The sequence below is a fragment of the Paenibacillus sp. FSL K6-1330 genome, assembly GCF_037976825.1.
Classification (GTDB): Bacteria; Bacillota; Bacilli; order Paenibacillales; family Paenibacillaceae; genus Paenibacillus_AQ.
Genome location: NZ_CP150269.1, coordinates 85,001 through 103,590, shown reverse-complemented (window position 1 = coordinate 103,590; position 18,590 = coordinate 85,001). Strand labels below are relative to the sequence as shown.

At 47.2% G+C, this 18,590-nt stretch carries 19 protein-coding genes, 1 tRNA gene, 1 rRNA gene and 1 riboswitch (1 of these 22 cut by a window edge); of the genes, 7 read left to right on the top strand and 14 right to left on the bottom strand.

Features of this window, described 5'->3' with window-relative positions; translation table 11 throughout:
* Positions 1-216 precede the first annotated feature (216 nt).
* Positions 217-357: riboswitch (cyclic di-AMP (ydaO/yuaA leader) on the top strand.
* A 4-nt stretch (positions 358-361) separates the two neighbouring features.
* From NYE54_RS00495 to NYE54_RS00480, 4 genes are all read left to right on the top strand, one after another.
* A complete protein-coding gene (locus NYE54_RS00495) occupies positions 362-835 on the top strand; it encodes a C40 family peptidase (protein ID WP_076326372.1) in 474 nt (157 codons plus the stop codon).
* 437 nt (positions 836-1,272) lie between these two features.
* A complete protein-coding gene (locus NYE54_RS00490) occupies positions 1,273-1,746 on the top strand; it encodes a C40 family peptidase (protein ID WP_339273344.1) in 474 nt (157 codons plus the stop codon).
* Positions 1,747-1,884: 138 nt separating this feature from the next.
* Positions 1,885-2,385: a GNAT family N-acetyltransferase gene (locus NYE54_RS00485; RefSeq protein ID WP_339269264.1), complete on the top strand. Its 501-nt coding sequence runs from the start codon at positions 1,885-1,887 to the stop codon at positions 2,383-2,385.
* Between the two features lie 161 nt (positions 2,386-2,546).
* Positions 2,547-2,903, top strand: coding sequence for a cytochrome c (locus tag NYE54_RS00480; RefSeq protein ID WP_076326397.1), 357 nt, complete (start codon positions 2,547-2,549; stop codon positions 2,901-2,903).
* Between the two features lie 99 nt (positions 2,904-3,002).
* Here the strand turns inward: NYE54_RS00480 and NYE54_RS00475 are convergent, their stop codons facing one another.
* Together NYE54_RS00475 and NYE54_RS00470 are read right to left on the bottom strand one after the other, a co-directional pair.
* Complete coding sequence (locus NYE54_RS00475) at positions 3,003-3,317, bottom strand: 4a-hydroxytetrahydrobiopterin dehydratase (RefSeq protein ID WP_098741259.1); 315 nt, start codon at positions 3,315-3,317, stop codon at positions 3,003-3,005.
* Positions 3,318-3,426: 109 nt separating this feature from the next.
* Complete coding sequence (locus tag NYE54_RS00470) at positions 3,427-3,720, bottom strand: hypothetical protein (RefSeq protein WP_339269261.1); 294 nt, start codon at positions 3,718-3,720, stop codon at positions 3,427-3,429.
* A gap of 191 nt (positions 3,721-3,911) precedes the next feature.
* Between NYE54_RS00470 and motA the strand changes: the two genes are divergently transcribed.
* Together motA and motB are read left to right on the top strand one after the other, a co-directional pair.
* The gene (gene motA, locus NYE54_RS00465; RefSeq protein ID WP_339269259.1) at positions 3,912-4,712 is read left to right on the top strand and encodes a flagellar motor stator protein MotA; all 801 of its coding nucleotides are present in this window, start codon (positions 3,912-3,914) and stop codon (positions 4,710-4,712) included.
* Positions 4,696-5,502, top strand: coding sequence for a flagellar motor protein MotB (gene motB / locus NYE54_RS00460; RefSeq protein ID WP_339269257.1), 807 nt, complete (start codon positions 4,696-4,698; stop codon positions 5,500-5,502). The genes motA and motB overlap by 17 nt, the downstream gene beginning before the upstream one ends.
* Positions 5,503-5,616: 114 nt before the next feature.
* Here the strand turns inward: motB and rluF are convergent, their stop codons facing one another.
* The gene (gene rluF / locus NYE54_RS00455; RefSeq protein ID WP_076326366.1) at positions 5,617-6,318 is read right to left on the bottom strand and encodes a 23S rRNA pseudouridine(2604) synthase RluF; all 702 of its coding nucleotides are present in this window, start codon (positions 6,316-6,318) and stop codon (positions 5,617-5,619) included.
* 33 nt (positions 6,319-6,351) lie between these two features.
* The gene (locus NYE54_RS00450; RefSeq protein WP_339269255.1) at positions 6,352-8,646 is read right to left on the bottom strand and encodes an ATP-binding protein; all 2,295 of its coding nucleotides are present in this window, start codon (positions 8,644-8,646) and stop codon (positions 6,352-6,354) included.
* A gap of 419 nt (positions 8,647-9,065) precedes the next feature.
* Between NYE54_RS00450 and tadA the strand changes: the two genes are divergently transcribed.
* Positions 9,066-9,503: a tRNA adenosine(34) deaminase TadA gene (gene tadA, locus NYE54_RS00445; RefSeq protein WP_339273343.1), complete on the top strand. Its 438-nt coding sequence runs from the start codon at positions 9,066-9,068 to the stop codon at positions 9,501-9,503.
* A gap of 87 nt (positions 9,504-9,590) precedes the next feature.
* Here tadA and NYE54_RS00440 read toward each other — a convergent pair whose 3' ends face one another.
* The 10 genes from NYE54_RS00440 to rrf all read right to left on the bottom strand — a co-directional run.
* Complete coding sequence (locus NYE54_RS00440) at positions 9,591-10,676, bottom strand: hypothetical protein (protein WP_339269253.1); 1,086 nt, start codon at positions 10,674-10,676, stop codon at positions 9,591-9,593.
* A gap of 307 nt (positions 10,677-10,983) precedes the next feature.
* On the bottom strand, positions 10,984-11,133 hold the full coding sequence (locus NYE54_RS00435; RefSeq protein WP_076326362.1) for a spore protein: 150 nt from the start codon (positions 11,131-11,133) through the stop codon (positions 10,984-10,986).
* A 107-nt stretch (positions 11,134-11,240) separates the two neighbouring features.
* The gene (locus NYE54_RS00430) at positions 11,241-11,582 is read right to left on the bottom strand and encodes a hypothetical protein (RefSeq protein ID WP_076326361.1); all 342 of its coding nucleotides are present in this window, start codon (positions 11,580-11,582) and stop codon (positions 11,241-11,243) included.
* A gap of 170 nt (positions 11,583-11,752) precedes the next feature.
* Positions 11,753-11,841: transfer RNA gene (locus NYE54_RS00425), tRNA-Ser, on the bottom strand.
* Positions 11,842-11,914: 73 nt separating this feature from the next.
* Entirely contained in the window at positions 11,915-13,198 is a 1,284-nt protein-coding gene (gene serS, locus NYE54_RS00420; protein ID WP_076326360.1) for a serine--tRNA ligase, read from the bottom strand.
* A 189-nt stretch (positions 13,199-13,387) separates the two neighbouring features.
* Entirely contained in the window at positions 13,388-13,975 is a 588-nt protein-coding gene (pdxT, locus tag NYE54_RS00415) for a pyridoxal 5'-phosphate synthase glutaminase subunit PdxT (RefSeq protein WP_339269249.1), read from the bottom strand.
* A gap of 15 nt (positions 13,976-13,990) precedes the next feature.
* Entirely contained in the window at positions 13,991-14,872 is an 882-nt protein-coding gene (gene pdxS, locus NYE54_RS00410) for a pyridoxal 5'-phosphate synthase lyase subunit PdxS (RefSeq protein ID WP_215163952.1), read from the bottom strand.
* Positions 14,873-15,035: 163 nt separating this feature from the next.
* Positions 15,036-16,454, bottom strand: a complete 1,419-nt coding sequence (locus NYE54_RS00405) for a D-alanyl-D-alanine carboxypeptidase family protein (protein WP_339269246.1) — start codon at positions 16,452-16,454, stop codon at positions 15,036-15,038.
* 152 nt (positions 16,455-16,606) lie between these two features.
* Positions 16,607-18,064 (bottom strand): IMP dehydrogenase, encoded by a 1,458-nt coding sequence (gene guaB, locus NYE54_RS00400; RefSeq protein WP_339269244.1) that lies wholly within the window; start codon positions 18,062-18,064, stop codon positions 16,607-16,609.
* 422 nt (positions 18,065-18,486) lie between these two features.
* Positions 18,487-18,590: ribosomal RNA gene (gene rrf, locus NYE54_RS00395) — 5S ribosomal RNA — on the bottom strand; it runs 13 nt beyond the window's last position.

Below are 18,590 nucleotides of genomic sequence, written 5' to 3'. Positions count from 1 at the left end.
GAGCGCCAAATTACAAAAAAACCTGTTTCCCCAAGATGGGGACAGGTTTTTTTGTTTAAAAATGATCTTTCCTCGTTTGCCAAATTGTTAATACTCTGCTAAAATAACGAATATGTTAGTAACAACTTTGTCATCTTTACTGTAACTTTTTTGTTGGAACGATGTAAATTCGTTAACTATGTTGGAACGTCAGACGTCAATGAATGGGTTCATCAACATTTTAAGGAGCCGAATTCCCATAACGATATGGGAAGCGGGGGATCCGTTTTGGGTGAATTGATCTCGCAAGAGAGGGATCATAGGGGACCTTTCAACCGAACCCTTAAGCTAACCTCGCAGGCAATGGAAGGAGCTTTTTGTTTTGAAAAAGAAGTTAACGGCTGTTTCTCTCGGCCTCGCACTCGCACTCACATTAGGGACCGGAAGCGCTTTCGCCGATTCCAAATTAAATACAGCAATCAAACCAGCCATTGGTGTCTCTTATAAAACGGGTGGAACCACAACGAATGGTTTTGACTGCTCCGGATTCACCAGCTATGTTTACAAGAAGCTTGGCCTTAGCCTGCCGCGAACGTCTGCAGCTCAATACAAAGTAGGAACGGCAGTATCCAAGAGCAACCTGAAAGCTGGCGATCTCGTGTTCTTCAACACATCCGGTAGAGGTATCTCTCATGTGGGTATTTATGTTGGAAGCGGCAAATTTGCTCATTCCTCATCTTCGCGTGGTGTCATGATCAGTCCGCTAAGCCAGAGCTATTACGCCAACCGATATGTAGGCGCTAAGAGAATTATGAGTCAGAATACGTACAAATCTGTAGCTGTGAACTACAATTAATGTTGGAACTTTATTGATTTACTCTTATAAGAAGCCCTGGGTTTATGAGATTGTGCCGATCTCATCCAGCGGCTTTTTTCTTTTGTTGATTGTGTGTATACCTTTATAACGTTTAAGACAACGAAAAAGTTTCCACTTTTCAAAAAAAAATGAATGAAGATATTGAAATGACTTCGTTTGGTTATTCCATCCCCAATATCCTCTTATTCTTTATATACCCTTCTCTCTCTTCATTAAACACCGTTTTGGGAAAATATTGATTTTATCTGACGCTTCGACAGCTAATACGATTGAAAAATAGCAAAATTCATCAAGAAATAATTGCCAATCCCGCTTACTGTCTGATAGAATGGACGCAGTAACAACTTTGTCATTAATGTAAGTGCTTTAATACATAGATTGCTATGCCTCGCGGCAGCGAAAAGGAGCTTTCCATGCTGAAGAAAACATTATCAACAGCAGCCCTTAGTATCACACTGCTATTCACTTTGGGCGTTGGCAGCGTGTTTGCTGATAGTGCGCTGGATCAGGAAATCGATAAGGTGCTAGGTACACGATACAGCTACGGCGGTACGACCGCGAGCGGATTTGACTGCTCCGGCTTCACCATGTATGTATATGCCAAACTCGGTTTGAAGCTCCCGCATCAATCCGGCTCTCAATTCGACATGGGGACAAGCGTGTCCCGTAAGGATCTGCGCGCTGGCGATTTGGTGTTCTTCAACACATCGGGCCAGGGCATCTCCCACGTCGGCATTTATGTCGGCGATGACAAATTTGCCCATGCCTCGACCAACCGCGGCGTGGTTATCAACCGCCTTGCAGAGGAGTACTATGATCAGCGATACGTGGGTGCAAAGCGTATCATGAGCGATGATACGTATGAAGAGTCGGCTGGTGAATCATCCTAAGCTTTAGAGGCTAATCATCCCTATACATACTGCTTGCCCGTTAAAGGAGCCCTTACCTCTCTTTGACGGGCTTTTTGATGCGACTTGGATATTCGGAAAAGGGTTATCATTCATATATACGATAGGAGGACTTCACCAATGGATGCAACACCGATTTCATTTCACACCGTAGTCATGCGTGAAGAGCACGCAAAGGAAATATGCGCCTGGACCTATCCTCCTCCCTATAATATCTATGGCTTTCTTCCCTGGGAGCAGATGAAAGGACTTGAGGTCGAGTTTGGCGATCCCGACATTCGCCAGAGGCAGTACATCTCGATTCTGGATGAACGGGAGGCCCTGTGGGGATTTGCCCAGCTGTTTCCGATGCACGAGGTGACACGAATCGGACTTGGCATGCGGCCTGATTGGTGCGGGCGCGGAATGGGTAAACGGTTTATGGAGGCGATTGTTCGGGAAGCCAGGCGGAGGCGGCCTGTCGACGAAATCGACCTTGAGGTGTTGACCTGGAATGAGCGCGCGATCCGCACGTATCAAAAGGCAGGCTTTCATATCACCGATACGTATGAGCGACTTACACCAACGGGAAATGCCCTTTTCCACTGTATGGTGTATGAGCCGCCGGCTAATGAGGAATAGTAATCTTTGTCTATATGAAAAAGCACAATTTTGTGTACTTTTTATGAAGCCGCGCCGGATAGTTGCTTTTTTTGTCACAACTGGCTATGCTGTCTATGGATGTTGGTTTATAATGGAGACAAGTGCAAGAGTGCAGTATACATAGAAGGGACGATATGACGATGCAAAAATGGATCATGAGCGGATTGTTCTTCGTCGCATGTGCGTTGGCTATCGCGCTGATGTTTACGCTCCCAGGTAAGGAACAGGTGGCTCAGGAAGAGAAGCCGACCATGCCGGAAGTGACTCTCGATGCTGCCGCAGCGGAAGCCACAATGAAAGCAAGCTGTATTAGCTGTCACGGCGACCAACTTCAAGGCGGCGCTGGGCCGGCTTTGAATCAAGTAGGCGGACACATGGATGCGGACGCAATCTTCAACGTTGTAACCAAAGGTCGTAAGGGAATGCCTTCCTTTAAAGATCAACTTAAGCCCGAAGAAATCGCAAACATCGCGCTATACCTTGCTGAGAAAAAATAAATCAGCTTATACGCAAAACACGCTTGCACCTGGAGCTCTTCCCGGCGCAAGCGTGTTTTTACATATTCGGGACCTCTGAGGGGACTAACCGTCCCCCTCCTATTGTGCCGCCTTGCCATCCTTCGAACGACTCTTCTCATAGGCTTCGTTAAACTGCTGCGCTTCCTTAATATCCACAGCCGTAATGCCACCGTCGTCCCAAGAGGTGAGACGAAGTGTAACGACTTTATAATCTATGGTGATGTAGGGGTGATGTCCGAAAGCTTCTGAAATAGCTGCCACTTCATCAACAAAAGCAATTCCCTTCATGAAGGAGGAGAAGGTATACTTCCGTACAATCCATCTCCCTTGTTCAAATTCCCAACCCTCAAGCTTTTCCAGATGAGCCTCTACTTCTTGCTGCGTATAAAGCATCTTTTATCTTCCTCCCCGAAAAAAACCTATCTTAAAGCCGACTTACACGTAATATGGTCTTTCTGTCATCTATTCTATTCTGCCCTGTATCTGTTGATAACTGGAGTGATTACACAAGAGCCACAAAGGCCAACTCTTCTTCACCAATCAAAATATGTATTCGATGGTTCGTTTGATCATGCATGACCACGCCGCTGCCAACATTAATCACCGGCTCTGTGCCTAGCGCATAGAACAAATCCTCAGCCAGCGCTTCATGAACCTCATTTCTCTCGGCTTCACCCAGATTGTCCCAATCCTCAGCTTCCATTTCAAAGAAGACATAGCTGTCGGTAATTCGTCCGACCGCCTCGGTCAGTTCTGCCAGAATTTCGCCGTAATCTCTTCCGTGTTTAACGCCCATCTCCATCACTCCTTTCCTTGCCGTACTTAGCTTCGTTTCCCTTCCTTCCATTATACCGGAAATTACAACTAAAAAAAAAAGCCCGACCTGACGATAAATAGGATAACGCCCCACAAAAGGGGTCCGGTTCTCCATGAGAACCGTTCTGACGAATGGATTCGTTATTTTATTTCTCACGGATGAGGTGTGGTATGGAAATTTCAACAATTATAGGCTTAATAATCGGTATCGTCGCGGTACTGGTGGGCATGGTTCTGAAAGGTGCCTCCCTTCTCGCTTTGTATAATCCGGCAGCCTATCTAATCATTCTTGGCGGTACGGCAGCAACTTTATTCATCGGGTTTCCGCTAGTCGAGCTGAAAAAGATTCCGAAGCTGGTCAAGATGACCTTTGTGAAACAGAATCTGATGGACAAAACGGAAATGATCAAGCTGTTTATGGAATGGGCTTCGATCACACGCCGTGAAGGTCTGCTGGCTCTTGAAACCAAAGTCGATGAGATCGATGACACCTTCCTGCGTAACGGGATGCGCATGATCATCGATGGCAACGATCAGGAATTCGTACGTGATGTATTAATGGAAGATATTAATGCCACCGAAGAGCGCCATCGTTCCGGCTCATTGATCTTCTCCCAAGCCGGTATGTATGCACCTTCCCTCGGGGTACTTGGAGCCGTTATCGGTTTGATCGCTGCATTATCCCATATGGAAGATATGGGCGAACTCGCCCATGCCATCGGGGCTGCGTTTATTGCAACCCTGCTCGGTATTTTCACCGGTTATGTCCTCTGTCACCCGATTGCGAATAAACTCAAGCGTCTATCCAAACGTGAGGTTGAAATCCGCCTGATGATGGTAGAAGGCCTGCTGTCCATTCAGTCCGGTGTATCCACCATTGCAATCAATCAGAAGCTCTCCGTGTTCCTGACACCGTCCGAACGGGCTGAGCTCAGCGAGAGGGAGGCTGGTGCTAGTGAGCAAAAAGACTAGACACGAGCCGCATGAGGAGCATGCCGACGAATCCTGGCTTCTTCCTTACGCAGACCTACTGACCTTGCTTCTGGCCTTGTTCCTGGTGCTATACGCCATGAGTGCGACGGATGCACGCAAATTTCAAGAAATGAGCGAAGCCTTCAGTGTTGCTCTCACCGGCGGAACCGGTGTGCTGGATTACAGCAAAACGGAATCCAGCGATAATCCGCCCAATATTAAGGATCATAAAGCGACATCTCCTTCCGTTCCCGCAACAACACCTGACCAACGGCGTGCAGAGCTGATGCGTCAGGAACAACAGGATCTGGAAAAGCTGAAGAAGCAGCTCGATAATTATATTAAAAATAACGGTTTAACCTCGGAGCTCAGCACCAAGTTGAACCACTCCCAGCTTGTCATTACGATACGGGACAACGCCTTATTCCCTTCCGGCGAAGCCGTTGTGAAGCCGGAAGCCCGTAAACTGGCCAAGGCCATCTCGCAAATGCTTCACAAGTTCCCGGACTATGAAATCATTGTATCCGGCCATACGGATAATGTGCCAATCTCTAACAGCCGCTATCCGTCAAACTGGGATTTAAGCTCGGATCGAGCCTTGCAGTTCATGAAGATTCTGCTTGCCAACTCGGAGCTGGATCCTAAACGGTTCATGCCGATCGGTTATGGTGAATATCATCCGATTGCTGATAACAACACCCCAGCTGGGCGAGCGAAGAACCGCAGAGTCGAGGTATCCATTATACGTAAATACCAGGATAGCGCCACCTTTACAAGCGTGAATGAATAACCCAAATGGGAACGGGTCCCTACAGACTATAACACACAATAAACAACCGATGCATCTGGTCTTACAGATCCCATCGGTTGTTTTTGTTTAAGATTATAGAAGTATTTTAGCCAGCTACTCGAGCCTGTAGTTCAGCAGCTGACCAAGCTCTTCCTTCTCCTTCTCGCTAAGATCACGCCATGAACCGATGCGTTGACTGCCAAGACGGATATTCATAATCCGGATTCGCTGCAGCTTTCGGACCTCATAACCAAAAGCGCTGCACATTCTGCGGATTTGGCGATTTTTACCTTCGGTCAGAATGATTCGGAATACGCGCTCGGACATTCGAGTGACCTCACAAGGTAGCGTTATCTCACCCAAAATCTTTACGCCGCTGGACATCCCGCTAAGGAAGGATTCCGTTACCGGGCGATCCACCGTCACAATGTATTCTTTCTCATGTTTCCCCTCAGAGCGAAGGATCTTATTAACGATATCTCCATCATTCGTCAGCAAAATCAGTCCCTCAGAGTCCTTATCCAATCGTCCGATAGGAAAAATACGCTCGTTGTGGCCTACAAAGTCTACAATATTGCCCTTAATATGCGATTCGGTGGTGCTTGTAATCCCGACCGGCTTATTAAGAGCAATATATACATGCTTTTTCTTATCCTGAAGCGGCTTTCCCTGGATCCGGACATCGTCGCCTTCCTCTGCCTGGCTTCCCAGGACAGCAACCACGCCATTAATGGTGACCTTCCCGCTCTCCACCAGCTTATCTGCTTCACGACGGGAACAATATCCCGTTTCACTGATAAATTTATTAATTCTCAAGATGCCATCCCCTTATCTGTAACTACTTCTTGCTTAATTCTCAATAGCATTCGGCTGGACTACAGGCAGAACTATACTCACCTTCGTGCCCACACCTACTTCACTCTCGATTTCCATCATACCCCGGTGACCCTGAATAATACGCTGGCTTACCATCAATCCTAGCCCTGTGCCCGTCTCCTTATTCGTAATAAACGGTTCGCCAAGATGCGGCATCAGATCTTCCGGTATGCCCTGCCCTTCATCCCGAATATCGATTTGTACCCATTCGCCCTTCGGCCTTGAAAGCTCAATCCAGATACTGCCGCCATCGGGCATCGCTTCAATCGCATTCTTGAGCAAATTGATAAACACCTGCTTGAGCTGATTCTCCTCACAGTGTACGTTGGTAAGTTCATCAGTAAATTTCAATTTGAACTCGATGCCGTACAAATGAGCTTGGCTGTCGAGGAATGAAATGACATCTCCCATGATGAGTCGTACATCCCTCTCTTGGAAATGAATCGCCTGCGGCTTCGCTAATATCAGAAATTCACTGACAATGAGGTTAATTCGATCCAGCTCCGACAGCATTAGATCAATATGGTCCGGATTAACCTTGTGGGTCTGCTGCTGGAGCTGCAGAAATCCACGGAGGGTCGTAAGCGGATTCCGGATCTCATGAGCAACGCCAGCAGCCAGCTGGCCAACGGTATTGAGTTTCTCCGAACGACGCAGCAGCTCCTCGATCCGATTGCGTTCCGTCACATCCCGAGACACGCTAATCATGGAGGTGACCTCACCGTTCTCATCATGCACCAGCGAGGTGCTAATACTGACCTCGATCGTGCTTCCATCTTTGTGAAGACGGATCGTCTCCACCGGAGGAAGCCGTTCCCCGGCTCGCAGGCGACGGATGCGCTCCTTTTCTTCTTCCTCCTTGGCCGGAGGCACAAGTGCAGGCTTCCGTCCAACCACTTCGTGCGCTTTCCAACCATACAATTGCTCAAACGCTTTATTCACACTAATAACCCGTTCATAGGTATCGGTTGTATGAATGGCATCTGCTGTCTGATTAATGACCGACTCCAGATATTCCTTAACGGACTGATTCTCATCGACCATTTGCTTCAACTGGCTCGTATAGTTGCCCAGATTACGTGTCATCGCATTGATTCGACCCGCAAGCTGCCCCAGCTCGTCCCGGCTGCTTACCTCCAACCTTCGATCAAAGTGACCATCCGACACATCGTTTACCGTCCCCAGGATGGCCTGAATCGGCTTGGTAAAATACCCTGCAACAATATAACTGCCGAATATCACGATTTCCAATAAAACCAATGAAATGGCCACAAGACTGATCATCTGCTCCCTCATCACGGAGGAGATGGCTTCATAATCCATGACGACACTGATGACACTGGTCGGTTTATTTTCGGTTACGATGGGGATGAAGCTTTTTAGCACCTTCTTGTTATTGATAGTACTGACAAACACCACATTATCGCCGGTAGAAACGGCCCTCTGCACAGCTTCCGCATCTTGGTCCAGGCTCCCATAGTCGTAGGTGCCGAATGTAATCGGTCGATTGCGAAGCTTGTGGTGAACATCATCCGTTCCATCTTCTCTCATATATTCATTGCCAAACGTTTCAGGGTTGATGCCTGTTACTTCTAATATTCGCGGATTCGACTTCAAAGTCTCCTTCACAACCGTATCCGGACTTGTAATCTTCACAAAGTCCTTGATATTCGAATTCCTTATGTAGGGATCAATAATATAATTGCGCTTGCTATCGTAATAGTATCCCCATTTATCAATGAATTCCGGATTGGATGTGGAAAACTCAAACGGTCCTGACCAAAAATGATCGGCGCGCTGACCCTCGGTAACGGAGACGACTTTACCATACTGGAACAATTCCAGAAAAGCCGTATGCCAGTACCCCCAGTTCTTTGTTGAAAGGCCGATTTCATCTGGAGTGGAGGATCGGGCAACAACGACATCATCATTCGTCCGGACCAATAGTGATATGTGGGTGACGCCGATCTCTTTACTCAATTCCACCAATTGCTGATTGGTTATATTGTTAATATCCGGATCCAAAGCTTTTGCCGCATTGACCGCGGCTACCTTCAGCATATCACCGAATATATTATCCACATATGCAGAACTAAAGCCGGTTTGCTGGACCGTGATGGCGATCTGAGTAGCGGCCATCACCATTTTGGTTTCACTATCCTGCTGCAAATTTTCCTGGGTTGTGTAATAGTTCAGCGTAATGTTGAGCAGAAGAATAAATAATACCGATATGGACATGATCATCGATAATTTCGTCTTAATCGACAAGTGGCATCTTCACCTTTCTGCTGTCACATAGACGACTTGCGAATCTAATACCCTCATGATACCTTGATCACGAACGTTTGAAAAGACAAGCAGCTTTACGGCTATATGGTTTTTTTTCCACAATCGCATTGCTATTGAAATAGGGAATCCTTACAATATAAGAGGCCATTCCCGGTAAAAAACAACGTATCCACAGATTGCGCACAAATACACAACTTATCTGTGGATAATGTGCATAACTTTGTGCATAACATCTCGGTTGTCCACAATTCTGTCCACAACATGTTAACAAACGAATAAATGTTCGTTGAACATTGGGTATAAATACAGGGTTTTAACGGGCTGTGAAAGGAGACTTTAGTTTGATATCAAATTCAATAGACCCACTGGCTGTGGATAACGATAATCATGAACGCTGGATGAAAGAAGCCATCGCGGAAGCACGGAAAGCCGAAGAGCTCGGCGAAGTTCCTATCGGCGCTGTCATCGTGCGGGGTGATGAGGTTATTGGCCGTGGATACAATTTGCGTGAAACGACTTATGATGGGACGGCCCATGCCGAGATGGTGGCTATCCGTGAGGCAAGCAAACATCTTGGAGCATGGCGGCTGCTCGACTGCCGATTGTACGTGACGCTGGAGCCCTGCCCCATGTGTGCGGGTGCTATCGTCCAATCGCGGGTCCCACAGCTGATCTATGGCACTCGCGATCCCAAAGCCGGCTGTGCCGGCACACTGATGAATTTGCTTCAAGAACCGCGTTTTAATCACCGTACTAACGTGATTGAGGGCGTGCTGCAGGAAGAATGCGCATCACTACTCACTCAGTTCTTCCGACGTTTGCGCGGGAAAATATAATCCTTGTATAGTTGTATGTATAAATATGTATAGAAACGTAAAAACCCGGCCATGATGGCCGGGTTTTGTTGTCTACGATGAATGATATTAATAAGTGCCCATTTGGCTCATGGATTCCTCAAATTGCTCCATCGTGATGACATCAGCATCTTTTGGAATACCGATTTTGAACTCTTGTTTAGCGTTGATGTTGTTGTATTGGGTGCTACCCTTCACAGCCAACTTCACGTTCTCTTTCGTTTCTGGATCATTGAAATCAACGTTCAACACAATATCCTGATATGCAGGGAAATCCTTTTTATCGATAGCCGTGTTGATGTTGAATGTGTTGATCTTCAGATACTTCTGCATCTCTTCCAAGCCCGCTTTGAATTCGTCTTGGTTAACGTTGGAAACTTCAGCTTTAGCAGAGTCGATATCTTCTTGGGTCAGACCGAGCATTTCGCGGTACTCGTCTTTAGCTGCAATGTCAACAACCTTAGGTGCAACCTTGTTTACCATAATATCCAATGCTTCATTCAGGTTATCATTGGTTACAAAGAATTGAACCACTTGTTTGGCATCCACGCCTTCTGGAAGGCCAGCATCTTTAACATTGATCTCTTTGAAGTATTTCGCTTGGTCATATTCACTCAGCAAAGCTTCAAGGATTTCGTTTACGAATTTTTGGGATTTCTCGGTATCCAGGCTTTCCGGATTAAATGTTTCACCGGATTGCTCAGCAAGCTCTTTCATATCCATAACGAGGAACTTACCAACAACGTCCTCTGGGAATGGCAGCATTGGAATGCTTGGAATCTTAACGTAGATTTTCTCTTTCGTCATCACCATATCAATGTTGAAGGACATTGCCATGTCACCCTTCAGATTGATACCCATGTTCATCTCGGTTTGCATTGGATCCGCTTGGTAGATACCGTCCAGCGTAACCTCAGCATTCTTCAACATCGTCATCGCCTGTGTTACGCTTGGATCGCCTTCAACTGCAGGTATGTTAACTTGAAGGTCTTCAATGACAAATTTACTCTTCATTTCGTAGGATGTCATCTTCATCGCGTTCGTGGCAGCATTCGTCATCGCTGCCTTAGGCTCTTCTTTTTTGGCGCAGCCGGAAAGTACAACTGTCACTGTGAGCAGCAGTGTCAGCATGATAGCTGCAAACTTCTTGTTCATTAAAATTTCTCTCCCCTCTAACAGTCAAAAAAATAACAGACCTTCTAATCATAAACCATTTAACCAAAATGAGAAACACTTTCTGGAATATTTACTGAAATTTTATTTCCTTTCTTTTTCCATCCATCTTAAATTTAAACTTCTTAACATGCGAATAAGGTGGGGCCCCAAAATATTACACTTGAACACTAATACGGAAGTTGGACGCAAAAGGTTTCAAATCGAAAAAAAGAACTTCCTGTCGAAATACAGGAAGTTCCCTCGATTCTTGCTTTCTAGCCTCTCCGTATTTGGCTCCTACAGGCTTCTAGCCCTCCGGATTAAAATGTCCATCCTGTTTACGGATCTTCGCTCTGTGCGAGCCTGACAGCGGCTCCTGGCCCCCACGGTCAGGGTCCTTGCGCTGCTTCGGCTGCTCCTGTGCTTCCGGTACCGGAATCGCCTTTGGTTTGCTCATCTGATAGCCCTCCATTTCATGGATCACAACGATGTCCTACGCCTATCCTACCTTTGATGTCCACATCATGAAGGACAGTATGGAAACTGTCTCACTCATTCATGGAACTAGTGATGCGTGATTTGCTGCAGCGTTTGGGCACACTCATGAATATGGCGCGTATAGTCGCCCACCATGCCCTGAATATTCTCATTACGCTCATCCGTCGTCGCACCCTCACGCTCTACATCGACCAGATCGACCTTCACTTCCCGCGAATCCACATACGTGCATTGAAAATCAAACGAATAATCCTGGCGACCTGCTGCATCAATGTGAATGCGGATGGCGTTCGGATCCCCTTCGTCTGCTGCCACTTCTGCGCGATCTCCCGGCTTTAATATGGTGGACAGCCTTTCCTGCCAGGCATTGACCAGCGTCGACTGATCTACATTCAGTTCTGAGTTCATGTTCACACCTCCCCTTCTCTATAAATTGCGATAACAGGGGATGTTTTATACAGCAGCCTCCATAAAGCAGAAACCTACTGCAGAACAGAACAATCAATACCTTCCTCTAGTAAAAAAGACAATAAAAAAAACCGATTCCTTAAAGGAAACGGCTTGCGTTTGATTATGTATGGCGGAGAGGATGGGATTCGAACCCATGTGGGCTTGCACCCTAACGGTTTTCAAGACCGCCCCGTTATGACCGCTTCGGTACCTCTCCACGTGGTAATGATTCATGCAAAATGAATCACGTGCAAAAATCATTATACCACAAGACAAACTATTTTATCAACTCATTTTTTCTGTTCGATGATACTAACGTTCCCCATGTACGGGCGAAGTACTTCGGGAATAACTACGGATCCATCGGCCTGTTGATAATTCTCCAGAATCGCAGCGACGGTACGTCCTACCGCAAGCCCGGAACCATTTAAGGTGTGGACAAATTCCGGCTTGCTCTTCGGTTCCGGACGGAAGCGAATGTTGGCACGGCGAGCCTGGAAGTCCCCAATATTCGAACATGAGGAGATTTCACGGTATACGCCACTCTCTGGAAGCCAAACTTCCAGATCGTATGTCTTCATGGATCCAAAGCCCATATCCCCGGTACAGAGAGCCATTACGCGATAAGGAAGATTCAGCAGCTGAAGCACACGCTCCGCATCCGCCGTCATCTTCTCAAGCTCATCAAAAGATGTTTCCGGGTGTACAATCTTCACCATCTCAACCTTGTTGAACTGATGCTGACGAATGAGCCCTCGTGTGTCACGCCCTGCCGCGCCGGCTTCCGAACGGAAACATGAGCTGTACGCTACGTAATATTTAGGCAGATCCTCACTATTTAAGATTTCCTCGCGATGATAGTTCGTCACAGGAACCTCAGCAGTTGGGATCAGATAGTAGTCGGTATCGCTAATTTTGAATAAATCCTCTTCGAATTTAGGCAGTTGTCCTGTTCCGTACAAGCTGTCCCGGTTGACGATATATGGAGGCAGCATTTCCTCATAGCCGTGTTTGTCGCTGTGCAGATCCATCATAAAACTGATCAAGGCCCGCTCAAGACGAGCACCCAAACCTTTGTAGAACGTAAATCGTGAACCCGTTACCTTCGCACCTGCTTCAAAATCCAAAATACTCAGATTCTGAGCAAGCTCCCAGTGTGCCTTAGGCTCGAAATCGAAAGCTTTTGGCTCCGACCAGCGGCGGATTTCCACGTTCTCCTCCTCCGAAGCGCCAACCGGCACACTCTCATGAGGGATATTCGGAATCGCCAAAGTAAGCTCGGATATGCTGGCTTCCAGCTCACGAACTTCCTCATCCATCGCTTTAATCTGGTCTGACACTTGTCGCATTTCCAGAATCAGATCATCGGCATTCTCACGATTCTTCTTCAGCTTAGCTACTTCAGCCGACACGGTGTTGCGGCGATTCTTCAAACTTTCGCTTTCCTGCAGCAATTCCCGGCGCCGGGCGTCAAGCTTAGGAAAATCCGCAATCAGATCAAGCGATTTGCCTCGATTCTTCAGCGCTTCTTCTACACGACTGTACTCGCTGCGCAATATTTTTACGTCTAACACGGGAAACCCTCCTAAAGTAAAACATCCATCAAGTATATCGAAGCAGCTGCCCTATATGTTGATAAAAAGCCTTGGGACAAGGCTGCATTGTACGTTATTACATACGATACATCTTATTGTATTTCAGCGAAAAAGACAACTTGACTCCCACATACTGCCAAAGAGTCAAGATGTCTTCTACTGTAACTATTACGTCTGTGGTGCCGTAGACTGCGATCGAACCATCTCCACAAAATATTGATGAAGTCGGTAATCGTCCGTCAGCTCCGGATGATAGGAAGCTGCGAGCAGATGTCCTTGTCTGGCTGTGACGATCTCATCCTTATAAGTGGACAGGACCTCAACGCCCGCACCCACTTCTAGAATGAGCGGCGCACGGATGAAGACAGCCCGTACCGGTTCCTCGATTCCTTTTACAGGCAAATCGGTCTCGAAGCTTTCACGCTGACGTCCAAATGCATTCCGCGCCACCGTAATGTCCATCAGCTTCAGATGAGCCTCTTCGTCGCCTTGAATTCGCTCAGCCAGCACGATCAGTCCGGCGCATGTTCCGAATATCGGTTTACCCTGGGCTGAGAACTGACGAATCGCATCCATAAAATCATACTTGCGCATCAGCTTGCCGATGGTGGTGCTCTCGCCGCCAGGGATGATCAAGCCGTCAATGCAGTCTAGCTGCTCGACCTTCTTAATCGGCACCCCCTCGGCACCAGCAAGCGTAATGCTCCGTATATGCTCTGCAACGGCACCCTGAAGTGCCAGTACTCCGACCTTCATGTTACCCCTTCTCTCTTACCAGCCGCGATCCTGCATACGCTCAGCTGGACTAAGCTTGGATATCTCGATGCCTTTCATCGGAGTACCCAGGTTCTTGGATACTTCAGCAATCAATTTATAATCATCATAATGCGTAGTCGCTTCAACAATCGCACGAGCGAACTTCTCAGGGCTGTCCGATTTGAAAATACCGGATCCAACAAAGACGCCGTCAGCGCCTAAATGCATCATCAATGCGGCATCTGCAGGTGTTGCCACGCCGCCAGCTGCAAAGTTAACGACAGGCAGCTTGCCTGTCTCATGAATGCCCTTCAGGAGGTCAAAGGAAACACCGAGGTTCTTCGCTTCCGCATACAGCTCGTCCTTCGACATGTTACGAACTTTACGGATTTGACTGTTGATGAGGCGCATATGGCGAACGGCTTCCACGATATTACCTGTTCCCGGCTCGCCTTTCGTACGGAGCATGGATGCACCTTCACCAATACGACGAAGCGCTTCACCGAGGTCCTTCGCACCGCATACGAACGGTACCGTGAAATCCCATTTATCGATATGGAACACTTCATCCGCCGGTGTCAGCACTTCACTCTCGTCGAGATAATCCACGCCAAGAGATTCAAGCACTTTCGCCTCGACATAATGACCGATACGAGCTTTGGCCATAACTGGAATGGATACAACTTTCATGACTTCCTCAACGATGGTTGGGTCAGCCATCCGTGCTACTCCCCCAGCAGCGCGAATATCGGAAGGAACGCGCTCCAGCGCCATAACTGCCGTTGCACCGGCAGCTTCAGCGATCTTCGCTTGTTCCGCATTCATGACGTCCATAATGACGCCGCCTTTTTGCATTTCCGCCATACCTCTTTTTACAGTTGATGTTCCTGTTTCCATGTCCCCTAGCCTCCCGATTATATGTTGTATCTCATCGCCATTACAGCATTACCTGGCGACCTAGTCTGTACCTGTATAGGTGCATGCTTGCAATGAATCTAACTTGATATTTTACCGCATCAAAATCAAATACACAACCCATTTACTCGGAATTTATCGGTGGTTAGAAAAGATTTTTGATGGAATCAAATAAATCAGCGAAAAAGTCTCCAATCGCCCGCAGGAACAAACTGAACCAGCCTGCCTTCTCAACTTCCTCCGCAGTGATTAGATTTACCGTTTCGGTCTGGGTGTCCTTCATACCTTCTATTTTATATGTGTAGGTCACCGTACCAACCTTCGTATCCTTAGCAACAGGAGCTGTCAAGCTGGAGGAGTCCTGCTTGGCTTCAAAGGTAATGTTCTTGCCTGTTGAGCCTTTGGGTACAACAAAAGTGACTGCTTTATCGGTTACGAGTGCAGCTTCCTTGCCTTTACCCTTCTTCACTTCGACGTTTTCAAAGCCTTGCACGGTTGCACCGGCAGCTTGAGCTTCCTTCACTTCGAAGTTGTCAAAGCCGTAATCAAGGACTTTTTTGGACTCTACAAAACGGGCTCCTTCGGATTTCGTACCCATGACCACACTAATCAGCCGCATGCCATCACGCTCAGCGGTACCCGCGAAGCAATACTTAGCCGCATTGGTATGACCTGTTTTTAAACCATCCAATCCTTCATAAGCATATTTCTTGAAGTTGGTAATATCTTTATTGGCTTCAAGCATCCAGTTGTAGTTGATGATCGGATTCGTATCTCGATCCCGGAATTTGTGGGATTGTATTGCTGTGAATCTTGCAAAATCAGGGTGATCCTCGACAATATATTTAGCAAGTAAAGCGGTATCCATTGCCGACATTACCGTTTCTTTATCTTCTGCAGGGCGATATTTCTCTGGCATATCAGCACGGCTGAGGCCAGTTGAATTAATGAAGAAAGCCGTCTTCAGTCCCATCTTCTTCGCCGTATCGTTCATCATGGTAACAAACTCCGCTTCGGAACCAGCCACACGTTCCGCCAATGCTACTGTAGCATCATTCGCTGAACCAACAGCCATTGCTATGTAGAGTTCTTCCACTGTATGTTGATCGCCTTCAGCCAAAAATATGCGTGATCCTACTGTCTTGGCTGCATTCTCCCCTACAGTGACCACATCATCCCAAGCCAATTCGCCTTGCTTCACTTTCTCTGCAACAATGTACTCCGTCATCATCTTCGTCATGCTCGCCGGTGGTAATGCCTCATCAGCATTAACGGATAGTAGGACTTGTCCTGTTGATGGCTCTATCAATACGGCAGAGCTTACATCCAGTCCAAGCTGATCAATCGATGGCACTTTATCCGGCTTCGCATTATTTGTTGTCGCCTTCTCGGTTGTTGCTTTGTCCTCTGTGGCGTTCGTTGTATCCGCTGTTGCCAGCAAATTAGGTGCCGCGAGTGAAACCGCAGGTGCAGCAGAGAAACAAAGTATATTAAACAGCATCAAGGATGCCAACGTTCTTTGAATGCGTTGTCGCTTATTCTTCTTTACAGACATGTCTATCAATGGAACTACTCCCCTCTAATTCTCAATAAGTCATTAACTTGTTCTATTCTATCATAGGGGGGGTATCAAAAAAAGACAAGCTAGATGAATTTCATCCAGCCTGTCCAGGAAATAAATGACATATATTGTTTATCCTTGTTCTTTCGAGTGAATTACAAGGAATAGTTAGGTGCTTCTTTGGTAATTTGGATATCATGCGGATGGCTCTCACGAAGTCCTGCGCCAGAGATACGGATAAACTGGGTGTCCGTCCGTAGTTCCTCCAGGTTTTCCGTACCACAATAGCCCATCCCGGAGCGCAATCCACCGATCAACTGATGGATAGTATCTGCCAAAGGCCCTTTGTAAGCAACACGACCCTCGATACCTTCCGGAACCAATTTCTTGTCGTCATCTTGGAAATAACGATCTTTACTGCCTTGTTTCATGGCAGCAAGGGAACCCATACCGCGGTAAGCCTTGAAACGGCGTCCTTGATAGATCTCAGCTTCGCCTGGGCTCTCCTCCGTACCGGCAAACATGCTGCCCAGCATAACGGCATTTGCACCGGCTGCGATCGCCTTCGTAATTTCGCCTGAGTATTTGATACCGCCATCTGCGATAATTGGCACTCCATACTCCTTAGCAACCGTTGCACAGTCATAAATTGCTGTGATTTGCGGTACGCCAATCCCGGCAATGACACGGGTCGTACAGATCGATCCAGGCCCAATTCCGACTTTAACGACGGATGCACCAGCTTCGATAAGCTCTCTTGTGCCCTCGCCTGTAGCCACGTTACCAGCGATAATCGTCAAATCCGGATACACTTCGCGCAGTTTGCGAACGGAGTCAATGATATTGATGTGATGACCGTGGGCGGAGTCAACGGTAATGACGTCTACGCCAGCTTTCACAAGCGCCTCTGCTCTTTCGAAGGTATCCTTGGAGATTCCGATCGCTGCACCTACAAGCAGGCGACCCTGAGCGTCCTTAGCTGCTCTAGGGAACTGAATCGCCTTCTCAATGTCTTTAATGGTGATAAGTCCTTTAAGAACATTATCATCGTCTACCAAAGGCAGCTTCTCAATCTTATGCTTCTGTAGGATCATTTCGGCATCTTGAAGAGTCGTTCCGACCGGAGCTGTCACCAGATTCTCGCTGGTCATCACTTCACTGATTACCGTATTGTAGTCATGAACAAAACGAAGATCACGATTCGTCAAAATCCCGATCAGCTTATTGTTCTCATCTACGATCGGTACACCGGAAATCCGGAACTTACCCATGAGCTCCTCTGCATCGGATACAAGATGATTAGCATGGAGGGAAAAAGGATTCGTAATAACACCACTTTCCGAACGTTTAACCCGATCAACCTCTTCTGCCTGTTGCTCAACGGTCATATTTTTATGAATAATGCCGATTCCGCCTTCTCTAGCAATGGCAATTGCCAAAGGAGCTTCCGTTACGGTGTCCATCCCAGCACTGATGAGCGGGATGTTTAATTTCACATGCTCGCTCAATTTGGTGCTAACATCCACTTCTTTTGGAAGTACCTCGGATTTTCTAGGAACCAACAATACATCGTCAAAAGTGAAGCCTTCCTTGCTAAACTTATCTTCCCACACCTGGGTTATTCCTCCTTTTTGTCGTCTTCCTGCGGACTACAACTACTGTCAGAGCTGGACCGGACGGCATTTTCAAGTATTTTCAGAAATATATTATTGCCATCTTAGCAAAGGGCCCATAGGCTGTCAAGGATTGAAATTCGCCCTTTGCCCGAAGTTCGCAAGTATCCATCCAGCGCGTTATCCTGTCCCTTAGGAATGGACAAACGGCGGGTTTCTTCTATTAAATGGAGAATCACCCGCGTTTAAGCCTCGTCTGCCAATATGCCAATCCCTTAAGGCATTTCCTAGAGGTCCAATGAATAGCTGTCGTTTAGTATCACCCAACCTGGTACGAGATAGTCTCGATTTCATAAATACATGCTATTGAATATAGGAAAAGACCGTTATCGAGTAATCGATAACGGTCTTTATGGTTGTTCGCTTGGCGACGTCCTACTCTCCCGGGACCCTTCGGTCCAAGTACCATCGGCGCTGGAAGGCTTAACGGTCGTGTTCGGTATGGGAACGCGTGGAACCCTTCCGC

Excerpts from the sequence above, each read along its gene's own strand:
- NYE54_RS00485 (WP_339269264.1), top strand. The coding sequence starts at position 1,885 with ATGGATGCAACACCGATTTCATTTCACACCGTAGTCATGCGTGAAGAG.
- NYE54_RS00480 (WP_076326397.1), top strand. The coding sequence starts at position 2,547 with ATGCAAAAATGGATCATGAGCGGATTGTTCTTCGTCGCATGTGCGTTG.
- NYE54_RS00475 (WP_098741259.1), bottom strand. The coding sequence starts at position 3,317 with ATGCTTTATACGCAGCAAGAAGTAGAGGCTCATCTGGAAAAGCTTGAG.
- NYE54_RS00470 (WP_339269261.1), bottom strand. The coding sequence starts at position 3,720 with ATGGGCGTTAAACACGGAAGAGATTACGGCGAAATTCTGGCAGAACTG.
- motA (WP_339269259.1), top strand. The coding sequence starts at position 3,912 with ATGGAAATTTCAACAATTATAGGCTTAATAATCGGTATCGTCGCGGTA.
- tadA (WP_339273343.1), top strand. The coding sequence starts at position 9,066 with ATGAAAGAAGCCATCGCGGAAGCACGGAAAGCCGAAGAGCTCGGCGAA.
- NYE54_RS00440 (WP_339269253.1), bottom strand. The coding sequence starts at position 10,676 with ATGAACAAGAAGTTTGCAGCTATCATGCTGACACTGCTGCTCACAGTG.
- NYE54_RS00435 (WP_076326362.1), bottom strand. The coding sequence starts at position 11,133 with ATGAGCAAACCAAAGGCGATTCCGGTACCGGAAGCACAGGAGCAGCCG.
- NYE54_RS00430 (WP_076326361.1), bottom strand. The coding sequence starts at position 11,582 with ATGAACTCAGAACTGAATGTAGATCAGTCGACGCTGGTCAATGCCTGG.
- pdxT (WP_339269249.1), bottom strand. The coding sequence starts at position 13,975 with ATGAAGGTCGGAGTACTGGCACTTCAGGGTGCCGTTGCAGAGCATATA.
- pdxS (WP_215163952.1), bottom strand. The coding sequence starts at position 14,872 with ATGGAAACAGGAACATCAACTGTAAAAAGAGGTATGGCGGAAATGCAA.